Origin of the sequence: Pseudomonas sp. GL-RE-26, assembly GCF_019956275.1 — a bacterium.
Lineage (GTDB): Bacteria > Pseudomonadota > Gammaproteobacteria > Pseudomonadales > Pseudomonadaceae > Aquipseudomonas > Aquipseudomonas grandcourensis.
This window is the reverse complement of sequence record NZ_JAHBDI010000024.1, coordinates 57,856-76,488: the sequence shown is the minus strand read 5'-3', so window position 1 is coordinate 76,488 and position 18,633 is coordinate 57,856. Positions and strand designations below refer to the sequence as shown.

Sequence of the window (18,633 nt, the reverse complement as noted above, 5' to 3'; positions counted from 1 at the left end):
GGGGGGGGGGCACCTGTCCGCTTGTCTGCACACTAAAATTATGTCTGTAATAAACCATTTGAATTATGCGTATAATAAAAACCTTGTTCTCTTCCTCGTGTCCCCAGGAGCATAGTCATGAATACTACCCAGTTCCAAGGTACAGCCCTCGTCACAGGTGCTTCATCCGGCATCGGGGCGATCTACGCCAAGCGTTTGGCTGCGCGTGGTTTTAATTTGCTGCTGGTTGCTCGCGATCAGGATCGCCTTGAAACCGCCGCCAGCAAGTTGCGCGCCGAGCATGGTGTTCAGGTGGAGGTGCTCAAGGCCGATTTGACCCAAAGCGAGGACGTTCTGAAGCTCGAACAACGGTTACGCAGCGATTCAAGCATCAGCCTCTTGCTCAATAACGCGGGTGTGGCGGCGGATGGGCTATTGGCTAATGCCAATCTGGATCAGCTGGAACGCTTGATTCAGTTGAACGTCACAACCGTCACGTGGCTTGCCTCAGCAGCAGCCGCAAGCTTTGCCAAGGCAGGGCGAGGAACGATCATCAATATTGCTTCTGTTGTCGCGCTGTTCCCTGAGCGCTTCAATGCGACATACAGTGCCAGCAAGGCATATGTTCTGAGTTTGACTCAGTCGTTGAACGCCGAACTGGACGGCACCGGCGTCAAGGTTCAAGCCGTTCTGCCAGGTGTCACACGTACTGAAATATGGGAACGCTCCGGTATCGATACGTCACAAATTCCGGCGGATATGGTGATGGAGGCGGGGGAGATGGTTGATGCCGCGTTGGCGGGCCTGGATCAGGGTGAGTTGATCACCATTCCTTCGTTACCGGACGCAGCCGATTGGGATGCCTTTGTAGCAGCGCGTCTGGTCCTGGCGCCGAATCTTTCCAAAAGCAAAGCTGCCGCACGTTACAAGTGAGGCGCCATCAACTGGCTAGAGGTGTGTGCGGTATGAGTGATCGTCGAGTGGTAGTCACGGGCATGGGCCTGGTATCCCCTCTGGGGAGCGGCGTCGAAACAGTCTGGCAGCGCCTGTTGGCCGGGCGCTCCGGGTTGCGCAATCTGCCGGAAGACGTGGTGGCCGACCTGCCGGCAAAAGTCGGCGGCGCAGTACCAACGCTGGCTGATGACCCGGAAGCCGGGTTCGATCCGGACCGGGCAACGCCGCCCAAGGAACAGAAGAAGATGGACCGCTTCATTCTGTTCGCCATGGAAGCCGCGCGTCAGGCACTGGAGCAAGCCGGCTGGCAAGCGCTGGATGCCGATGCCCAGGAGCGCACGGCCACCATCATCGGTTCAGGCGTGGGTGGTTTCGGCGCGATTGCCGACGCGGTGCGCACCACCGACAGCCGTGGTCCGCGACGTTTGTCGCCATTCACCATCCCGTCGTTTCTGGTCAACCTTGCGGCAGGCCATGTGTCGATCCAGCATCGCTTCAAGGGGCCATTGGGCGCGCCGGTCACGGCATGCGCCGCCGGGGTTCAGGCGATTGGTGACGCGGCGCGGTTGATTCGTGCGGGGGAGGCGGACATCGCGGTGTGCGGCGGAGCGGAAGCGGCGATCGATCGGGTCAGCCTTGCCGGGTTTGCGGCAGCTCGCGCCTTGTCCAGCGCTTACAATGAAACGCCCGAGCGTGCTTCGCGACCTTTCGACAGCGGCCGCGACGGTTTTGTCATGGGGGAAGGGGCCGGACTGCTGGTCATCGAGTCTCTGGACCATGCGCTGGCTCGCGGTGCTCAACCACTGGCGGAGCTGGTCGGCTACGGTACCAGCGCCGATGCCTATCACCTGACCGCCGGCCCCGAGGATGGCAGCGGTGCGCGGCGCGCGATGTCGCTGGCATTGGCACAGGCCGGTGTTTCACCGGCTCAGATCCAGCATCTGAATGCTCATGCAACCTCGACTCCGGTGGGGGATCTGGGGGAGCTGGCGGCGATCAAGGCATTGTTCGGGGCGCAAAATGGCATCGCTGTGACATCGACCAAGTCGGCGACCGGACATTTGCTCGGCGCAGCCGGTGGACTCGAAGCGATCTTTACGCTGCTGGCGATCCGCGACCAGATCGTGCCGGCGACGCTCAATTTCGAGAACCCGGACCCTGCAACTGAAGGCGTGGATATCGTTCATGGCAACGCGCGGCCGATGACCATCGAATACGCGTTGTCCAACGGCTTCGGATTTGGCGGGGTCAATGCCAGCGTATTGTTCAAGCGCTGGCAGGGTTAGCCCTGAGAGTTTTTCAGGTGTTCGCGTGCGACGTCGAGAATCCGTTGGGCAAACTCGGCGTCGGCAACGCTGCGCGATAACAGCAAGGCGCCGACCAGCGTAGACATGATGACGATGCTGCGGTCGGCGGTGTGCTCTCCGTCAAGGGTGTGCTGGATCTGATCGAGTCGCGCCTGGAGCACGACGTCGCTGGTCGGACTCGGTTGACCACGCAGCCCCAGTTCCGAAGAAATAGTCAGCAGCGGGCAGCCTTCGTGGGGTGAGGTTTGATGCCATTCGGACAGGTAAGCGTCGATGAAGGCTTCGAGTGGCTGTTCCTCTGCGAAGATTTGCGCGCACAACTCGTCGACTTGTGCGCCAGCCTCCTGCAAGGCTTTCTCTACCAGTTCGTCTTTGGACTTGAAGTGCGAGTAAAAGCCACCGTGGGTCAAGCCCAGAGCTTTCATCAGGGGTTGCAGCCCGGTCGCGCCGATACCGTCGCGTCGAAATCGCGCTGAAGCTTCCTTGATTATGCGTTGGTGGGTCTGGGCTTTATGGTCCTGCGAGTAACGCATCTGATATCTCCGCATCAATGCGGCCATATTAACCAATGGAAATTGCATGGTGACTGTACTTCTACTTCTAATAAACATGCAGATGCTTCGATATGGGTGCAAAGCGGCATGATTCCGGGAGATTTCACGCAAAAACAAACCCCGCCGTTCAAGGCGGGGTTTTCAGTCAGCGGTCCTGCGCTTCCTTGGCGTCCATTTCCGCATTGCGTTCGGCGACGCGCTTGCGTTGTTCTTCGGTCAGTTCGACCTTGTTGGCGGTGTCGCGCAGCAGCATCAGACCACCAACGATCGAGCCGATGGCAACGACCAGAATCAACCAGGCATACCAGGGCATAGGACTCTCCTTGAAAGCAGGCGGTCGGCGAGGGCTCGCCAACCGATCGTGCATACCACTTTGAGTGATGGGGTTTCATCGCAGTTCCATCGCTATCACCCCCATTCTATGCCTGTTGTTCAAGGTTGACTCGAACGCTTTCAATGTCCGGTCAGCATCGCATCCGCCGGCGCTTCGGCGCGCAGTTGTGCGGTGAGCATGAAGTACACGAAACCTGCCGCCATGAAGCCCAGGAAGATCAGGCCGATCAACGTGTTGAACCAGGCCATCGCCACCAGGCACACCACTGCCAGCATCAGTGCAATGAACGGCACCAGCGGGTAGCAAGGGGCGCGGAAGGTGCGTTCCAGGTTCGGCTCGGTTTTACGCAGTTTGAACAGGCTGAGCATGCTCATGATGTACATCACGATGGCGCCGAACACGGCCATGGTGATCATCGCGGCGGTCAGCGTCATGCCGCCGAGGTTGATCAAGCCGTCGCTGTAGATGGCTGCAGTGCCGATGACACCGCCGGCGATGATCGCCCGGTGCGGAGTTTGAAAACGCGACAGTCTGGCCAGGGACGCCGGCAGGTAACCGGCCCGGGCGAGGGCGAAGAACTGCCGCGAATAGCCAAGTATGATCCCGTGGAAACTCGCCACCAGACCAAACAGGCCGATCCACACCAGCATGTGCAGCCAGCCCGAGCTTTCGCCTACCACGGTTTTCATCGCCTGGGGCAGCGGGTCGTTGATGTTCGACAGGGTGCGCCAGTCGCCGACGCCACCGGCGAAGAACATCACACCCATCGCCAGCAGCACCAGGGTCAGGATACCGCTGATGTAAGCCTTGGGAATCGTGCGTTTCGGGTCCTTGGCTTCTTCGGCGGCCATGGCAGCGCCTTCGATGGCGAGGAAGAACCAGATGGCGAAGGGGATCGCCGCGAACATCCCGGCAATCGCCGGACCACCGAATACATCGGAACCGGCCCAGCCATTGAGGGCGAAATGGCTGAAGCTGAATGCCGGGGCGACCACACCCATGAACACCAGCAATTCTGCGACCGCCAACACGCAGACCACCAGTTCGAAGGTGGCTGCCAGTTTTACGCCGAGGATGTTGAGGCCCATGAATACGATGTAGGCACCGACTGCCGCGTGTTTCGGGTCCAGGGCTGGAAACTGGACATTGAGGTAGGCGCCGATGGCCAGGGCAATCGCCGGTGGGGCGAAGACGAATTCGATCAGTGTCGCCAGCCCGGCGATCAATCCGCCTTTCTCGCCAAAGGCGCGACGACTGTAGGCAAAGGGACCGCCGGCATGGGGAATGGCGGTGGTCAGCTCGGTGAAACTGAAGATGAAGCAGGTGTACATGGTGGCAACCATGAACGAGGTCACCAGAAAGCCCAAGGTCCCGGCCACGCCCCAGCCATAGCTCCAGCCGAAATACTCTCCGGAAATCACCAGCCCGACCGCAATGCCCCACAGGTGCAAGGTGCCCAGCGTGGGTTTGAGTTGTGTGTTCATGGGTTTGCTCCCTGAGTGGTTTGGAAAGCTCGGGGGAGGCCAGTGCAGTGGGCGTGCCATTTCGCGATTGTGCGTCGTAATGGGCTGAAAGCTGTCGTATCGGGGATATTCGCCACTGGATGCGCGAATTTTGTGCGTCAGTCAGGGGCGCAGTTGTTGCAAATGCGGCTTTCGCGAGCAAGACCGCAGACCCGCTCCCCAACACTGCTGCAACACGCAGGTTTGGTATTTAAATGCAGGTGCGGGCAGCGGTTGATGCTCAGGCTTGCTGAGTGAGGCACTCGCACAACGCGGTTTGCCAGTCTGGTTGACTGACACCCCAATCGCGCTGCAAGCGACTGCAATCCAGGCGCGAGTTGAGCGGCCGGGCTGCGGGTGTCGGGTAGTCGCTGGACGGGATAGGTAACAGGTCGGCGCAGGGCTTGCCCTGTTGTCGCAATGCTTGGCCGATAGCCTGGGCGAAGCCGAACCAGGAGGTTTCACCTTGAGCGCTCAGGTGATAAGTACCCCAGTTGGCAACGTCGTTCGCCTGCCAGCGTTCAATCAGGGCGAGGGTGCTGTTGGCGATTGTACCGGCCCATGTAGGTGCGCCGATTTGATCGGCGACTACGCGTAACTCCGGTTTCTCTTGCAGCAAACGCTGCATCGTCAGCAGAAAGTTGCGGCCATGAGTTGAATAGACCCAACTGGTACGCAGGATCAGATGCTTACCTTGCACGTCCCTGATGGCCTGTTCGCCGGCCAGTTTGCTCTTGCCGTACACCCCGAGCGGATTTGGCGTGTCGTCCTCGTTGTAAGGTCCGACTTTCGTCCCGTCGAATACATAGTCCGTGGAGTAATGTATCAACGGGATGTCGAGAGCCAGCGCTTCTTCGGCAAGGATGCCGGGAGCTACCGCGTTTATGGCAAAGGCTGATTGCGGCTCGCTTTCTGCCAGATCAACCGCTGTATGGGCCGCGGCGTTAATGATCAGATTGGGCCGGACGTTTTGCACCTGACGGCGAATCTGATCGGGTTGCGCGAGATCGAGCTGATCGCGACCCAATACGATCAGTTCGCCGACAGCCCCCAGCCGCTGCTGTAATTCATGTGAAACCTGACCGTGTCGGCCATTGATGAGTATTTTCACGGGAACAGTCCAGTCTCGTTACCGGGCGAATCGGGCTCGCACAGATTCATTGCTCTTCCCCCGCCAGTTTGGCCAGGTACTGACCATACCCGGTTTTGCCAAAGTACCGGGCGCGCTCCAGCAACTGTTCGCGGTCGATCCAGGCATTTTCATAGGCGATCTCTTCGAGACAGGCGACCTTGAGGCCTTGGCGGTGTTCGATGGTCTGCACGTACTGAGAGGCTTCGAGCAAGCTATCGTGGGTGCCGGTGTCGAGCCAGGCGAAACCTCGACCAAAACGCTCGACCTGCAGATCGCCACGTTGCAGATAGGCATTGTTGACGTCGGTGATTTCCAACTCGCCGCGAGGCGAAGGCTTCACCGCCTTGGCGATCTCGATCACATCGTTGTCGTAGAAATACAGGCCGGTAACGGCATAGCTGGATTTCGGCTTTTTCGGTTTCTCTTCGATCGATAGCGCACGGCCATCTTTGTCGAAATCGATCACGCCGAAGCGCTCGGGGTCTTTGACCCAGTAACCGAACACGGTGGCACCGCAAGTGCGTTTTGCCGCGTTCTGCAATTGTTCGCCAAAGTGCTGGCCATGGAAGATGTTGTCGCCCAGGATCAGGCACACGGGGTCATCGCCAATGAACTCTTCGCCAATCAGAAAAGCCTGGGCCAGACCGTCCGGTGAGGGTTGCTCGGCGAAGCTGAAATTCACCCCGAACTGGCTGCCGTCACCTAGCAGATTGCGATACTGGGGCAGATCCTGCGGGGTGGAGATCAGCAGAATATCCTTGATGCCGGCCAGCATCAGCACCGAGATCGGATAGTAGATCATTGGCTTGTCGTACACCGGCAACAGCTGTTTCGACACTCCAAGCGTAATCGGGTGCAGGCGCGTGCCCGAGCCACCCGCCAAAACGATGCCTTTCATCATGCGAGCAGCTCCTTGGGATTGATGGCGCCAAGGCGTTCGCCCTGATAGCTGCCGTCTTGGACGCGGCGGCACCATTCCATATTGTCCAGATACCATTGAACGGTTTTGCGCAGGCCGGTTTCGAAGGTCTCCTCGGGCACCCAGCCCAGTTCGCGTTCAATCTTGCTGGCGTCGATGGCGTAGCGCAGGTCATGACCAGGGCGATCCTGGACGAACGTGATCAGATCGGCGTAATGCGCAACGCCCTCAGGCTTGTGCGGTGCCAGTTCTTCAAGCAGGGCGCAGATGCCACGCACCACGTCGATGTTCTTTTGTTCGTTGTGCCCACCGATGTTGTAGGTCTCGCCGACGGTGCCGGTGGTCACCACTTTGAGCAGTGCCCGGGCGTGATCTTCGACGAACAGCCAGTCGCGCACTTGCAGGCCATTGCCATACACCGGCAGCGGCTTGCCGGCCAAGGCATTGAGGATGACCAGCGGAATCAGTTTCTCGGGGAAGTGGAACGGCCCGTAATTGTTCGAGCAATTGGTCAGCAGCACCGGCAAGCCATAGGTTCGCTGCCAGGCGCGGACCAGGTGGTCGGACGCAGCCTTGCTGGCGGAGTAGGGCGAGCTCGGCGCGTAGGGCGTCGTTTCCGTAAACAGATCGTCGACACCGTGCAGGTCGCCGTAAACTTCGTCAGTGGAAATGTGATGAAAGCGGAAGGCGCTTTTCTCAGGCTCCGGGAGTTCTTGCCAATAGGCACGGGTGGCTTCGAGCAGGCTGTAGGTGCCGACAATGTTGGTCTGGATGAACTCCGATGGCCCGTCGATGGAACGATCGACGTGGGACTCGGCTGCCAGGTGCATGATCGCGTGAGGCCGGAAACGCGCCAGCACTGCACTGACGGTCGCCTGATCGACAATATCGGCCTGAACGAACTCATAGCGAGTGTCGTTGGCAATGCTGGTCAGCGATTCGAGATTGCCGGCATACGTCAGTTTGTCCAGGTTGAGCACATCATGCTCAGTGTGTTGAATCAGCTCGCGGACAAGGGCCGAGCCTATGAAACCGGCTCCGCCGGTAATAAGGATACGCACGTTGGGCCAGCCTTTTTCAGTAATGCGAATAGCGGTAGCTTGCAGGCGCGAGCGGGGAGGTGCAAGAGTTCTTGACCCCATTCAGTTGCGTCGCGCCAATCGGGCGGGATTATCCATGACTTGCCGCCTTCACTCACTACTCTTGCGCACAATTTAGAGTTCTACCTGCGACACTCCCGGTTTTTCCGCACCGGAGCTCCTCCCCGCACCCTGTAACCCCGGCGTAAACCCACTCTTTACGCTTTCTTTATGCCTGGCGCGCCCCCTCGATCTCGTTCCTTTACAGCCTCCTTTCCGACAATGACTCCACACGCGGCAATACGCCGTAACACGGAGAACTTCCATGAGCGTTCTGGACGGGGTGTCGCTGCTGCTCGCAGTGGGGCTGTTCATCTATCTGTTGGTTGCGCTGTTGCGCGCGGACCGGAACTAGGAGCGGCTATGCACAGTTATGACTATTGGCTGATCCTCGGGTTTTTTGCCCTGGTATTGGTCCCGGCGCCGTTTCTCGGGCGCTTCTACTACAAGGTGATGGAAGGGCAGCGCACGTGGCTGTCGCCGGTCCTCGGGCCAGTCGAACGTGGCTGTTACCGACTGGCCGGGGTTGACCCGCAAGCCGAACAGAGCTGGCAGAAATACGCCCTGGCCTTGCTTGCCTTCAACCTCGCGGGTTTCCTGCTGTTGTTCACCATCTTGCTGTTCCAGGACCACCTGCCGCTGAATCCGCAGAACCTGCCGGGTCAGGAGTGGACGCTGGCGTTCAACACCGCCGTCAGCTTCATGACCAACACCAACTGGCAGGCCTATAGCGGCGAAGCATCCCTGAGCTACTTGAGCCAGATGGTAGGCCTCACCGTGCAGAACTTCGTCAGCGCCGCCACCGGCCTGGCGGTACTGGTCGCGCTGTGTCGCGGCATCGGCCGCAAGTCCACTCGAACCCTGGGCAACTTCTGGGTCGACATGACCCGCGCCACCCTCTACGGCTTGCTGCCGTTGTGCCTGCTGCTGGCGCTGTTCCTGGTCTGGCAGGGCGTGCCGCAAACCTTCGCGCAGTACGTGAATGCGGTGACGATGCAGGGTGTTGACCAAGTGATCCCGCTGGGACCCGCTGCCAGTCAGATTGCGATCAAGCAATTGGGCACCAACGGTGGCGGTTTCTTTGGCGTGAACTCGGCGCATCCGTTCGAGAACCCGACGGCCTGGAGCAACCTGTTCGAAATGGCCTCGATCATTTTGATCCCCGTCGCGCTGGTGTTCACCTTCGGCCATTACGTGAAGGACCTGCGCCAGAGCCGGGCGATCATCGCCTGCATGTTGGCGTTGTTCCTGATCGGCGGCGCGACCTCGCTATGGGCTGAATACCAGCCGAACCCGGCCCTGAACAATGTCGCCGTCGAACAGACCGCGCCGCTCGAAGGCAAGGAAGCGCGCTTCGGCACTACCGCCACTGTGTTGTGGTCGGTGACCACCACGGCCGCGTCCAACGGTTCGGTGAACGGCATGCACGACAGCCTCAACCCGCTGAGCGGCATGGTGGCCCTGGTCAACATGATGGTGGGCGAAGTGATCTTTGGCGGCGTCGGTGCCGGGCTTTACGGCATGTTGCTCAACGTGCTGATCGCGGTGTTCCTCGCCGGCCTGATGATCGGTCGTACTCCGGAATACCTTGGCAAGAAACTGCAGGCCAAGGAAGTGCAATTGCTAGTGGTGACCCTGATGGTCATGCCGATTGGCGTACTGGTGCTCGGCGCGATCGCCGCCAGCCTGCCAGGCCCGGTGGCCGCAGTGAGCAACCCTGGGCCTCACGGATTCAGTCAGTTGCTCTACGCCTACACCTCGGCCAGTGCCAACAACGGTTCCGCCTTCGCGGGCCTCGGCGCCAACACACCCTTTCACAACTTGATGCTGGGCCTGGGCATGTTGATCGGTCGCTTCGGCTACATCCTCCCGGTCCTGGCCCTGGCCGGCAGCCTGGCGATGAAGAAAACCGCGCCGATCGGGCAGAACAGCTTCCCGACCCACGGCCCGCTGTTCGTGACCCTGCTGACCGTGACCATTTTGCTGGTGGGTGGTTTGACCTTCCTGCCGACCCTGGCGCTGGGTCCTATCGCTGAACATCTGAGTATGGGCTTCTAAGGAATCCATCATGAATATGCACGTTCCTGCTTCAAAACCTGCGTCGCCGACCAAGTCGGTCGAAGTGCCAAAAACCGCCATCTCGGCCCTGTGGCGCCCGGCGCTGGTGCAAGCCTTCGTCAAGCTCGACCCAAGGCAATTGCAGCGTGCGCCGGTGATGCTGGTGGTCGAACTGACGGCGATCCTGACCACCGTGTTGTGCTTCATTCCCGACACGGCGGTGCCGACTTTCGTCGCCGCGCAAATCGCGGTGTGGCTGTGGTTCACCGTCCTGTTCGCCAACTTCGCCGAAGCCCTGGCCGAAGGTCGCGGCAAGGCCCGCGCCGACAGCCTCAAGGCCGGTAGCGAAGGCCTCAGCGCCCGGCGCAAGACCAGCAACGGCAGCTTTCAGGTGGTGCCAGCCGCCAACCTGCGCAAAGGCGATGTGGTGCGCGTCGAAGCGGGGGAGATGATCCCCGGTGACGGCGAGGTGATCGAAGGCATCGCGGCGGTCAACGAAGCGGCGATTACCGGTGAGTCGGCGCCGGTGATTCGCGAGTCCGGTGGCGACCGCTCGGCCGTTACCGGCAACACACGGCTGGTGTCGGACTGGCTGCTGGTGAAGATCACCGCCAACCCCGGCGAGTCGACCCTGGACCGCATGATCGCCCTGGTCGAAGGCGCCAAACGCCAGAAAACCCCGAACGAAGTGGCGCTCGATATCCTGCTGATCGGCCTGACCCTGATCTTCCTGCTGGTCGTGGTGACCCTGCAACCGTTCGCCCACTTCGCCAATGGCAGCCTGCCGCTGGTGTTCCTGGTGGCGCTGTTGGTCACATTGATTCCGACCACCATCGGCGGTTTGCTCTCGGCCATCGGTATCGCCGGGATGGATCGGCTGGTACGTCTGAACGTGATCGCCAAGTCCGGTCGTGCGGTGGAAGCAGCGGGGGACGTGCACGTCCTGCTGCTGGACAAGACCGGCACCATCACCTTCGGTAACCGTCGTTGCTCGGCGGTGTATGCCGCGCCTGGCGTGACAGCCAGGGAGCTGGCCGAAGGCGCATTGCTGGCTTCGCTGGCCGACGACACTGCGGAAGGCAAGTCGATCGTCGAGTACCTGCGCGGCACTCATCCGCAACCGGAACCATCCGCTGACGTGCTGACAGCCGTGCCATTCAGTGCCGAAACCCGCTTGTCTGGTGTCGACTATCAAGGGCGCGTGTACCGCAAAGGTGCGGTGGATTCGTTGCTGGCGTTCGTGGGCCTCAAACGTGCGGACCTGGCACCGGCCTTGTCCCGTGAAATCGACAAGATCGCCCAAAGCGGTGGCACCCCGTTGTTGGTGTGTGCCGACGGCAAGTTGCTCGGGGCGATCCACCTCAAGGACGTGGTCAAGCCCGGTATCCGCGAGCGTTTCGCCGAGTTGCGCAAACTGGGGATCCGCACCGTCATGGTTACCGGCGACAACCCATTGACCGCTGCTGCCATCGCCGCTGAGGCAGGTGTGGACGATGTGCTGGCGGAAGCCACGCCGGAGAAAAAACTGGCGCGTATTCGTCATGAGCAAAACGACGGTCGTCTGGTCGCCATGTGCGGCGACGGCGCCAACGACGCCCCGGCCCTGGCCCAGGCGGACGTCGGCATGGCAATGAATGACGGCACGCAAGCGGCCCGTGAAGCGGCCAACATGGTCGACCTCGACAGCGACCCAACCAAGCTGCTGGACGTGGTGCAAATCGGCAAGGAGTTGCTGGTTACCCGCGGTGCGCTGACGACCTTTTCCATCGCCAACGACGTGGCCAAGTACTTCGCAATCCTGCCGGCGCTGTTCGCCGCGATCTACCCGCAACTGGGCGTACTCAACGTGATGCACCTGAGCAGCCCGCAGAGCGCGATTCTCTCGGCGATCGTGTTCAACGCCCTGATCATTGTGGTGCTGATTCCGCTGGCGCTGCGCGGAGTGCGGGTTCACGCGGCAAGTGCGGCGGCGTTGCTGCGGCGCAATCTGCTGATCTACGGCCTGGGCGGGATCCTGGTGCCGTTCGTGGGCATCAAGGCGATCGACATGCTGTTGACGGCGTTGCATCTGGTTTGACCTGACACCCCCACTGTAGGAGCGAGCTTGCTCGCGATGGTGGTTAACGATAACGCGCCCTTTATGACAAAGCGCGGCGCCTTGAGATCCATCGCGAGCAAGCTCGCTCCCACAGGTTTTTTCTGCGAATTCGAGGATTGTGAAATGTCCACATTGATACGCCCGGCCCTGAGCCTGCTGGTCCTGATGACGCTGATCACCGGCGTTGCTTATCCACTGGTGGTCACCGGCGTGGCCCAGGTCGCGTTCCCGGATCAGGCCAACGGCAGCCTGGTGCGGGATACCGAGGGCAAGGTCCGCGGTTCCTCGCTGATCGCCCAGGATTTCGTCGGCGACGCCTGGTTCCACCCGCGCCCTTCGGCCGGTGCCTTTGCCACCGTGTCGAGCAGCGCCAGCAACCTGTCGCCAAGCAACCCGGCGTTGGCGACGCGGGTGATCGACGAGGCCAGCAAACTGCTGGTGCCCGGCCAGGGACCGGTGCCTCTGGCGCTGGTCACTACCTCCGGCAGCGGTCTCGATCCGCACTTGCCACCAGCGGCGATTGCCTATCAACTGGCGCGTGTCGCAACGGCGCGCAACCTGCCGGTCGCGACACTGCAGCAACTGTTGGACGCCCACATCGAGCAACCACTGATAGGCCCGCCGGTGGTCAATGTGCTTGAGTTGAATCGGGCGCTGGAAAACCTGTAGATCAAAAGATCGCAGGCTTCGCCAGCTCCTACAGGATGTACGCCATCTGGTGTAGGAGCTGCCGCAGGCTGCGATCTTTTAATGCCACTCCCAAATATCAAGTCAAACAAGGCAATGAAAATGAGCAACTCCGGCCGCGCCGACGCGCTGTTAGCAGACCTGTCCCGCGATGGCCGTGGCCGTCTCAAGGTGTTTCTCGGCGCCGCGCCGGGTGTCGGCAAGACCTATGCCATGCTGCAAGCGGCCCACACCCAGCTGCGCCAAGGGGTGAAGGTCGTCGCCGGCGTCGTCGAAACCCACGGCAGGGCCGAAACCGAAGCATTGCTCGGCGGCTTGTCGCAGCAGCCGTTGGTACGTTCCGAGTACCGTGGCGTGTTGCTCGAAGAAATGGACCTCGACGGACTGCTCGTCGCTAAACCGAAGCTGGTGCTGGTCGACGAACTGGCGCACACCAACGCTCCGGGCAGCCGTCACGAAAAACGCTGGCAGGACATTCAGGAACTGCTCGCCGCTGGCATTGACGTGTACACCACGGTCAACGTCCAGCACCTGGAAAGCCTCAACGACCAGGTGCGCGGCATCACTGGCGTGCAGGTCCGTGAAACCCTGCCGGACTGGGTGTTGCAGGAAGCCTACGAACTGCTGCTGATCGACTTGCCGCCACGGGAACTGCTGGAGCGCCTGCGCGATGGCAAAGTCTACGTGCCGGAGCAGGCGCGGGCGGCCATCGACGCGTTCTTTTCCCAGACCAACCTCACGGCCCTGCGCGAACTGGCGATGCAAACCGCGGCGGCTCAGGTCGATAACGATCTGGCCCAAGGATATCGTCAGTTGGGGCAAGCAGCGCCGGCCGTGCGCGGGCGTTTGCTGGTGGGGGTCGACGGCGATGCCCAGGCCGAGCGCCTGGTGCGCCATGCCAGTCGCGTGGCCCAGCGGCGGCATCTGCCCTGGAGCCTGGTGCACGTGGACAACGGCAGCGTGCGTGACGAGCAGTCACGCCTGCGCCTGCAGAGCGCCCAGCAACTGGCCGAGCGCCTGGGCGGTGAAGTGGTGTTGCTGCGCGCCGGTGAAGTGGCGAAAACCCTGATCCAGCATGCCGCCGAACGTCGCGCCAGCCTGGTGCTGGTCGGCCAGTCCCGACCGCGTTTGCGCCGACGTCTGTTCGGTGGCGGGCTGGCGGCGCGGCTGCTGCGTAATGCACGCGGACTGGAAATCAACGTTCTCGACAGCGATCACCAACAGCTTCAACCCCATCAGCGGTCGATGCATTCGCTGGTCTGGTTCGACTACGCATTGGCCGTGGTCGCGACGGTTCTGGCCAGCGCCCTGGCCTGGGCCGTGGCGAGCGTGCTGCCATTGCCGAACATCTCCCTGGTGTTTCTTGCGGCGGTGTTGCTGGTGGCGGTGCGCAGCAGCCTCGGGCCGGCGCTGGCCTGTGCGGCGCTGTCGTTCCTGACCTATGACTTTCTGTTCATTCCACCGAATTTCTCTTTCAGAATCCAGCGCGAAGAAGACGTGCTGACTCTGCTGTTCTTCCTGCTGATGGCGGCCCTCACCGGCAACCTCGCGGCGCGTCAACGCAGGCAATTGCAGGCATTGCGCGATACCCAGGAAGAGACCACCGAACTGCTCGACCTGTCACGCAAACTCACCGCCGCCACCGACCGCCAGGCCGTGGTCAGCGCGGCTGCCCAGCACCTCAATGGTTGGAGCGATGTGCAACTGTGCCTGCTCAATCGTGACGGGCAACACGGCTGGAAAGTCGAAACCGGTGGCCCCCTGGAGTTCAGCGAAGCCGAACGCGCCGCCGCCGATTGGGCCTGGCAGCACGATCAACCCGCGGGTGCCGGCACCGGTACTTTGCCGTTCGGCCGCTGGTGGTGGTGGCCATTGTCGGTGGAGGACGGTCCGCTCGCGTTGCTTGGCGTGTGCGCCAGGGAGGGTCAGACCCTGAGCGGCCAGCGCCGACGCTTGTTGACCGCACTGAGCCAGCCGCTGGCCCAGGCTCTGGCCCGGGCGCAACTGGCCGATGATCTGGAAGCTGCGCGGCTGCACGGCGAAACCGAGCAACTACGCAGCGCCTTGCTGGCGTCGGTGTCCCACGATTTGCGCACTCCGCTGACGTCCATGCGCGGCAGTATCGATAGCCTGCTGGCCCTGGGTGAAGCGATCCCGCTGGAGGATCGACGCGAATTGCTCGAAGGCACCCGCGATGAAGCCGAGCGCCTCGACCGCTACATTCAAAACCTGCTCGACATGACCCGCCTCGGCCACGGTGCCTTGAAGCTGGCGCGGGACTGGGTGTCGCCGGCGGACATCGTCGGCAGTGCGCTCAATCGCCTGCGGGCAGTCCTTGCGCCGTTGCAGGTCAGCACCGACGTGCCGGCCGAGTTACCGTTGCTGTACGTGCACGCCGCGCTGATCGAGCAGGCACTGATCAACGTGATGGAAAACGCCGCGCGGTTTTCGCCACCCCACGGGCGTTTGCAATTGCGCGCAGGGGCCGATGACAGTGAGCTGTTTTTCTCGGTCAGCGATGAGGGACCGGGGATTCCGGAAGAGGAACGGGCGAAGATTTTCGATATGTTCTATACCGCGGCGCGGGGTGATCGTGGCGGGCAGGGTACCGGGCTGGGGCTGGCGATTTGTCAGGGCATGGTCGGTGCCCATGGCGGGCGTATCAGCGTCGCCGACGGCATCGAGGGGCGCGGCACCTGCATCACGTTGCACCTGCCGCTACAGGCTCAGCCGGGATACGAAAGTGAAGCCTGATCGCGCTTGCGCTACTCTCTTGCCACTTCTTTGTGTTGATGTGAATTCATGAGCCAGACCTCGACCATTTTGGTCATTGACGACGAACCGCAGATCCGCAAGTTCCTGCGCATCAGCCTCGCTTCCCAGGGCTACAAAGTGCTGGAGGCGGGTACCGGCAGTGAAGGATTGGCGCAAGCTGCGTTGAACAAACCGGACTTGCTGGTGCTCGACCTCGGCTTGCCGGACATGGACGGCCAACAGGTATTGCGCGACTTTCGCGAGTGGTCGACGGTGCCGGTGCTGGTGCTCTCCGTGCGCGCCGGTGAAGGACAGAAAGTCGAGGCCCTGGATGGCGGCGCCAATGACTACGTGACCAAGCCGTTCGGCATCCAGGAGTTCCTGGCGAGGATCCGTGCATTATTGCGCCAGGCGCCCGCAGGCGAGGCGCAACAAGCGGCGCTGACCTTCGGTCCGTTGACGGTCGACCTGGCGTATCGCCGGGTGCTGCTCGACGATGTCGAAGTCGCGCTGACCCGCAAGGAGTACGCCGTGCTGGCGCAACTGGCGCGGCATCCCGGGCGGGTGATCACCCAGCAGCAATTGCTCAAGGACATCTGGGGACCGACCCACACCGAAGACACTCACTACCTGCGCATCGTAGTCGGGCACTTGCGCCAGAAACTGGCGGATGATCCGACCCAACCCAGGTTCATCGTCACTGAGGCAGGGGTGGGGTATCGGTTGTTGAGTGAATAGTTTTGAAATCTTGTGGTGACTGATCTGGCCCCATCGCGAGCAGGCTCGCGATGGGGCCCTAACATTCACCCGAGAGTTTTCAGGCGCTCAGTTTTGCTCATTCTCATACCGGTCCAGCGTATCCCGCGCAATCTCGCGTCCCAGCGCGATCAACTCCGGCGCCTTGTAGAACTCGAAAAACCGGCACACGCGCTTGGGCACGTTGATCAGGATGTCCGGCGGATACCCGGCAATCTTGTACTGCGCCAGCGACGTCTGCATCACCTCGAAACTCTGGTTGATCAAATCCAGCAAGGACGCCGGCCCGACGTTGTCGATGATGAACGAACCGGTGGCGGAGCGGGGCGCGCCACTGGCTTGCGGAGCCGCCGCCGGTTGCTGCGCTTCTGGCTCGGCGGATTCGATCCACGGATTGAGGTTCGCGCCTTCGGCCCTCAGGGCTTCCTGCTCGAGGATCAACAATTGCTCGGCCTGTTTGCGGCGGAACGGCATCTTCGAGCCCAGGGAGTTGATCAGGCTGTCGAAGCGGGTCTTGAAGGCGGCGGGACGCTGGATGACCGGCAATTGATAGTGGCGCTGGTTGGTGGAGTTGAGGTTGACTGCAATGATCAAGTCGCAATGGCTCGACACCACCGGCACGATCGGCAGTGGGTTGAGAATGCCGCCATCGACCAGCATGCGGTTGCCCTGCATCACCGGGGTAAACAGGCTGGGAATCGCGGCCGAGGCGCGCATGGCCTGATGCAGGCAACCTTCCTGGAACCAGATTTCCTGCTGGTTGGTCAGGTCGGCGGCAACAGCGGTGTAGGGGATGCGCAAATCTTCGATGTTGATCTCGCCGACGATTTTGCGGATCTGCCCGAAGACTTTCTCGCCTCGAATCGCCCCCAGACGAAAACTGACGTCCACCAGGCGCAACACGTCGAGATAGTCCAGGCTCTCGATCCAGTCGCGGTAATCATTGAGTTTGCCGGCGGCGTAGATCCCACCCACCACCGCGCCCATGGAGCATCCGGCGATACAGGCAATGTCGTAGCCGCGCCGTTCGATCTCTTCAATGACCCCGATATGTGCATAACCCCGGGCTCCACCCGAGCCCAATACCAGTGCGACGCGCTTTTTCATGGATCGCCCTCGTTTGAATGGTTCAACAATGCACCCATCGAGGGGCATGCTTCAATCGTCATGGTCGTTTGATGGCGAAAGAGCGTCGTATTTTCGACACTCCATGGCGGCACATGGTTATTCTCGTCAGCGCTATAGTTTGCACAGCGGACCAACGGCACTTTTCAGGTGCCACAACGTCTTACCTGCACGACTGTTGACCTATTCTTGAGGAGTGAATGATGAAAGCCTGGATCTGCGTGCCATTGATTGCCCTGGCGCTCGCCGGTTGTGCCGGCAAAACCGCTTATCGCGACAGTTGCGGTAGTAACCTGGATGCGGCATGGCATGAACTGGACCTGGCCAAAGCCGAAGGTTTCGCCGGGACCGTCAGCTACTCCAAGGCCCTGTCGTTGTTGACCGCAGCCAAGACCCAGCAGCAATTCGAGGGGTTCGAAGGCTGCACCACCAAAGCCGAGAAGGCCCGTTTCTATATTCGTGAATCGCGCGCGGGGCGTTAAAAGCGAAAAGCGGTTACAAGCTCTAAGCTGCAAGCTGCAAGACCCTTCGAGCTTGCAGCCTGGCGCTGTTTACGGAGTAAACCCCCATGATCGATCGGTTGGTGGCTCAGGTTCTGGGCCTGGAAGTTCGTCTGCTGGCCTGTCAGGCCCGCTTGAAAGAGCGTACAGACCCTGAAGCGTTACACGATCTGCGCACAACCATGCGTCGGTTGCGCAGCCTGTTGCGACCCTTGCGCGGGCAGCCCGGTGTCGAGCAACTGGAAGCGGCCGCCTCCCGGGTGGGCGACCTGACCACGCCATTACGTGATCGCGAAGTGCTGGCGGCGTACCTGCTCCAGCACCATCAACCCCAAGCCGCACAGTGGCGCATGGCGCAAATGGCCGAGGCCTATCCGGCTGTGGCGGCCAGTCCCGAGCTCGCGCAAATGCTGATCGTCCTCGATGCGTTTCCGCGTTTTCTGCGTGCCGCCCAGCGCCAGGGATTGCTCAAGGGCCTGCGCAAGCGCATCGAAAAACGCTTGGGCAAGCAATGGAAAAAACTCGACGAGGCACTGCACGATCCGACTCATAACCGTCATCGGCTGCGCCTGCTGATCAAGCGCGTGCGCTATGGCATCGACGCTTACCCCGAGCTGGACCGTTTGCCGAAAGCGGCCATGCCCCGATTGAAATCGTCCCAGGGCGCGTTGGGCGACTGGCACGATTGCGTGCAATGGCTGGCCATGGCTGAACGGGAAGCGGATTTGCAGCCCTGTGTTGCCGTGTGGCAAGCCACCATGGCCGAGGCTGAAAGCCGTGCGGACCGGGTGCTGGAAAAGCTCAGTCGCGATTGCTTCAAATCCTGAATCCCCAG

The 18,633-nt window shown here is 61.2% G+C and carries 17 protein-coding genes; 10 read left to right on the top strand and 7 right to left on the bottom strand.

What is annotated here, in order from left to right; translation table 11 throughout:
• Window positions 1-117: 117 nt before the first annotated feature.
• Window positions 118-912, top strand: coding sequence for an SDR family NAD(P)-dependent oxidoreductase (locus KGB07_RS17025; protein WP_223466012.1), 795 nt, complete (start codon window positions 118-120; stop codon window positions 910-912).
• A gap of 32 nt (window positions 913-944) precedes the next feature.
• On the top strand, window positions 945-2,219 hold the full coding sequence (fabF, locus tag KGB07_RS17020) for a beta-ketoacyl-ACP synthase II (RefSeq protein WP_223466010.1): 1,275 nt from the start codon (window positions 945-947) through the stop codon (window positions 2,217-2,219).
• On the opposite strand, the gene KGB07_RS17015 is transcribed toward fabF, so the two are convergent.
• From KGB07_RS17015 to rfbB, 6 genes are all read right to left on the bottom strand, one after another.
• Window positions 2,216-2,773 (bottom strand): TetR/AcrR family transcriptional regulator, encoded by a 558-nt coding sequence (locus KGB07_RS17015; protein ID WP_046042628.1) that lies wholly within the window; start codon window positions 2,771-2,773, stop codon window positions 2,216-2,218. The two genes, fabF and KGB07_RS17015, sit on opposite strands and share 4 nt — an antisense overlap.
• Before the next feature lie 166 nt (window positions 2,774-2,939).
• A complete protein-coding gene (locus tag KGB07_RS17010; RefSeq protein WP_007985427.1) occupies window positions 2,940-3,107 on the bottom strand; it encodes a DUF2897 family protein in 168 nt (55 codons plus the stop codon).
• A gap of 140 nt (window positions 3,108-3,247) precedes the next feature.
• Window positions 3,248-4,612, bottom strand: coding sequence for an ethanolamine permease (eat, locus tag KGB07_RS17005; RefSeq protein WP_046042629.1), 1,365 nt, complete (start codon window positions 4,610-4,612; stop codon window positions 3,248-3,250).
• A gap of 259 nt (window positions 4,613-4,871) precedes the next feature.
• Complete coding sequence (gene rfbD / locus KGB07_RS17000) at window positions 4,872-5,741, bottom strand: dTDP-4-dehydrorhamnose reductase (RefSeq protein WP_223466009.1); 870 nt, start codon at window positions 5,739-5,741, stop codon at window positions 4,872-4,874.
• Between the two features lie 46 nt (window positions 5,742-5,787).
• Entirely contained in the window at window positions 5,788-6,663 is an 876-nt protein-coding gene (rfbA, locus tag KGB07_RS16995) for a glucose-1-phosphate thymidylyltransferase RfbA (protein WP_223466008.1), read from the bottom strand.
• A complete protein-coding gene (rfbB, locus tag KGB07_RS16990) occupies window positions 6,660-7,742 on the bottom strand; it encodes a dTDP-glucose 4,6-dehydratase (protein WP_223466006.1) in 1,083 nt (360 codons plus the stop codon). The genes rfbA and rfbB overlap by 4 nt, the downstream gene beginning before the upstream one ends.
• A gap of 343 nt (window positions 7,743-8,085) precedes the next feature.
• Here rfbB and kdpF point away from each other — a divergent pair, with 343 nt between their 5' ends.
• From kdpF to KGB07_RS16960, 6 genes are all read left to right on the top strand, one after another.
• Complete coding sequence (gene kdpF, locus KGB07_RS16985; RefSeq protein ID WP_007899818.1) at window positions 8,086-8,175, top strand: K(+)-transporting ATPase subunit F; 90 nt, start codon at window positions 8,086-8,088, stop codon at window positions 8,173-8,175.
• A gap of 8 nt (window positions 8,176-8,183) precedes the next feature.
• Window positions 8,184-9,878 carry a potassium-transporting ATPase subunit KdpA gene (gene kdpA, locus KGB07_RS16980; protein WP_223466004.1) on the top strand — a complete coding sequence of 565 codons (1,695 nt, stop codon included), beginning with the start codon at window positions 8,184-8,186 and terminating at the stop codon, window positions 9,876-9,878.
• Between the two features lie 10 nt (window positions 9,879-9,888).
• The gene (gene kdpB, locus KGB07_RS16975; protein ID WP_223466002.1) at window positions 9,889-11,955 is read left to right on the top strand and encodes a potassium-transporting ATPase subunit KdpB; all 2,067 of its coding nucleotides are present in this window, start codon (window positions 9,889-9,891) and stop codon (window positions 11,953-11,955) included.
• Between the two features lie 144 nt (window positions 11,956-12,099).
• Window positions 12,100-12,645 (top strand): potassium-transporting ATPase subunit KdpC, encoded by a 546-nt coding sequence (gene kdpC / locus KGB07_RS16970; protein ID WP_046042632.1) that lies wholly within the window; start codon window positions 12,100-12,102, stop codon window positions 12,643-12,645.
• Window positions 12,646-12,765: 120 nt separating this feature from the next.
• Complete coding sequence (locus KGB07_RS16965; RefSeq protein WP_223466001.1) at window positions 12,766-15,417, top strand: sensor histidine kinase; 2,652 nt, start codon at window positions 12,766-12,768, stop codon at window positions 15,415-15,417.
• A 48-nt stretch (window positions 15,418-15,465) separates the two neighbouring features.
• A complete protein-coding gene (locus tag KGB07_RS16960) occupies window positions 15,466-16,155 on the top strand; it encodes a response regulator (protein ID WP_223466000.1) in 690 nt (229 codons plus the stop codon).
• 87 nt (window positions 16,156-16,242) lie between these two features.
• On the opposite strand, the gene KGB07_RS16955 is transcribed toward KGB07_RS16960, so the two are convergent.
• On the bottom strand, window positions 16,243-17,280 hold the full coding sequence (locus KGB07_RS16955; protein WP_046042636.1) for a patatin-like phospholipase family protein: 1,038 nt from the start codon (window positions 17,278-17,280) through the stop codon (window positions 16,243-16,245).
• 221 nt (window positions 17,281-17,501) lie between these two features.
• On the opposite strand from KGB07_RS16955, the gene KGB07_RS16950 reads away from it, so the two are divergent.
• Both KGB07_RS16950 and KGB07_RS16945 read left to right on the top strand, forming a co-directional pair.
• Window positions 17,502-17,780, top strand: coding sequence for a hypothetical protein (locus KGB07_RS16950; RefSeq protein ID WP_008000319.1), 279 nt, complete (start codon window positions 17,502-17,504; stop codon window positions 17,778-17,780).
• Window positions 17,781-17,866: 86 nt separating this feature from the next.
• Window positions 17,867-18,625 carry a CHAD domain-containing protein gene (locus KGB07_RS16945; RefSeq protein ID WP_046042637.1) on the top strand — a complete coding sequence of 253 codons (759 nt, stop codon included), beginning with the start codon at window positions 17,867-17,869 and terminating at the stop codon, window positions 18,623-18,625.
• The last annotated feature ends 8 nt before the right edge of the window (window positions 18,626-18,633 follow it).

What these genes read in the sequence shown, in the direction of transcription:
- KGB07_RS17025 (WP_223466012.1), top strand. Translation starts at nt 118, where the DNA reads ATGAATACTACCCAGTTCCAAGGTACAGCCCTCGTCACAGGTGCTTCA.
- fabF (WP_223466010.1), top strand. Translation starts at nt 945, where the DNA reads ATGAGTGATCGTCGAGTGGTAGTCACGGGCATGGGCCTGGTATCCCCT.
- KGB07_RS16945 (WP_046042637.1), top strand. Translation starts at nt 17,867, where the DNA reads ATGATCGATCGGTTGGTGGCTCAGGTTCTGGGCCTGGAAGTTCGTCTG.
- kdpF (WP_007899818.1), top strand. Translation starts at nt 8,086, where the DNA reads ATGAGCGTTCTGGACGGGGTGTCGCTGCTGCTCGCAGTGGGGCTGTTC.
- KGB07_RS16965 (WP_223466001.1), top strand. Translation starts at nt 12,766, where the DNA reads ATGAGCAACTCCGGCCGCGCCGACGCGCTGTTAGCAGACCTGTCCCGC.
- kdpC (WP_046042632.1), top strand. Translation starts at nt 12,100, where the DNA reads ATGTCCACATTGATACGCCCGGCCCTGAGCCTGCTGGTCCTGATGACG.
- KGB07_RS17010 (WP_007985427.1), bottom strand. Translation starts at nt 3,107, where the DNA reads ATGCCCTGGTATGCCTGGTTGATTCTGGTCGTTGCCATCGGCTCGATC.
- rfbA (WP_223466008.1), bottom strand. Translation starts at nt 6,663, where the DNA reads ATGATGAAAGGCATCGTTTTGGCGGGTGGCTCGGGCACGCGCCTGCAC.
- eat (WP_046042629.1), bottom strand. Translation starts at nt 4,612, where the DNA reads ATGAACACACAACTCAAACCCACGCTGGGCACCTTGCACCTGTGGGGC.
- KGB07_RS17015 (WP_046042628.1), bottom strand. Translation starts at nt 2,773, where the DNA reads ATGCGTTACTCGCAGGACCATAAAGCCCAGACCCACCAACGCATAATC.
- kdpB (WP_223466002.1), top strand. Translation starts at nt 9,889, where the DNA reads ATGAATATGCACGTTCCTGCTTCAAAACCTGCGTCGCCGACCAAGTCG.
- KGB07_RS16950 (WP_008000319.1), top strand. Translation starts at nt 17,502, where the DNA reads ATGAAAGCCTGGATCTGCGTGCCATTGATTGCCCTGGCGCTCGCCGGT.
- KGB07_RS16955 (WP_046042636.1), bottom strand. Translation starts at nt 17,280, where the DNA reads ATGAAAAAGCGCGTCGCACTGGTATTGGGCTCGGGTGGAGCCCGGGGT.
- kdpA (WP_223466004.1), top strand. Translation starts at nt 8,184, where the DNA reads ATGCACAGTTATGACTATTGGCTGATCCTCGGGTTTTTTGCCCTGGTA.
- KGB07_RS16960 (WP_223466000.1), top strand. Translation starts at nt 15,466, where the DNA reads ATGAGCCAGACCTCGACCATTTTGGTCATTGACGACGAACCGCAGATC.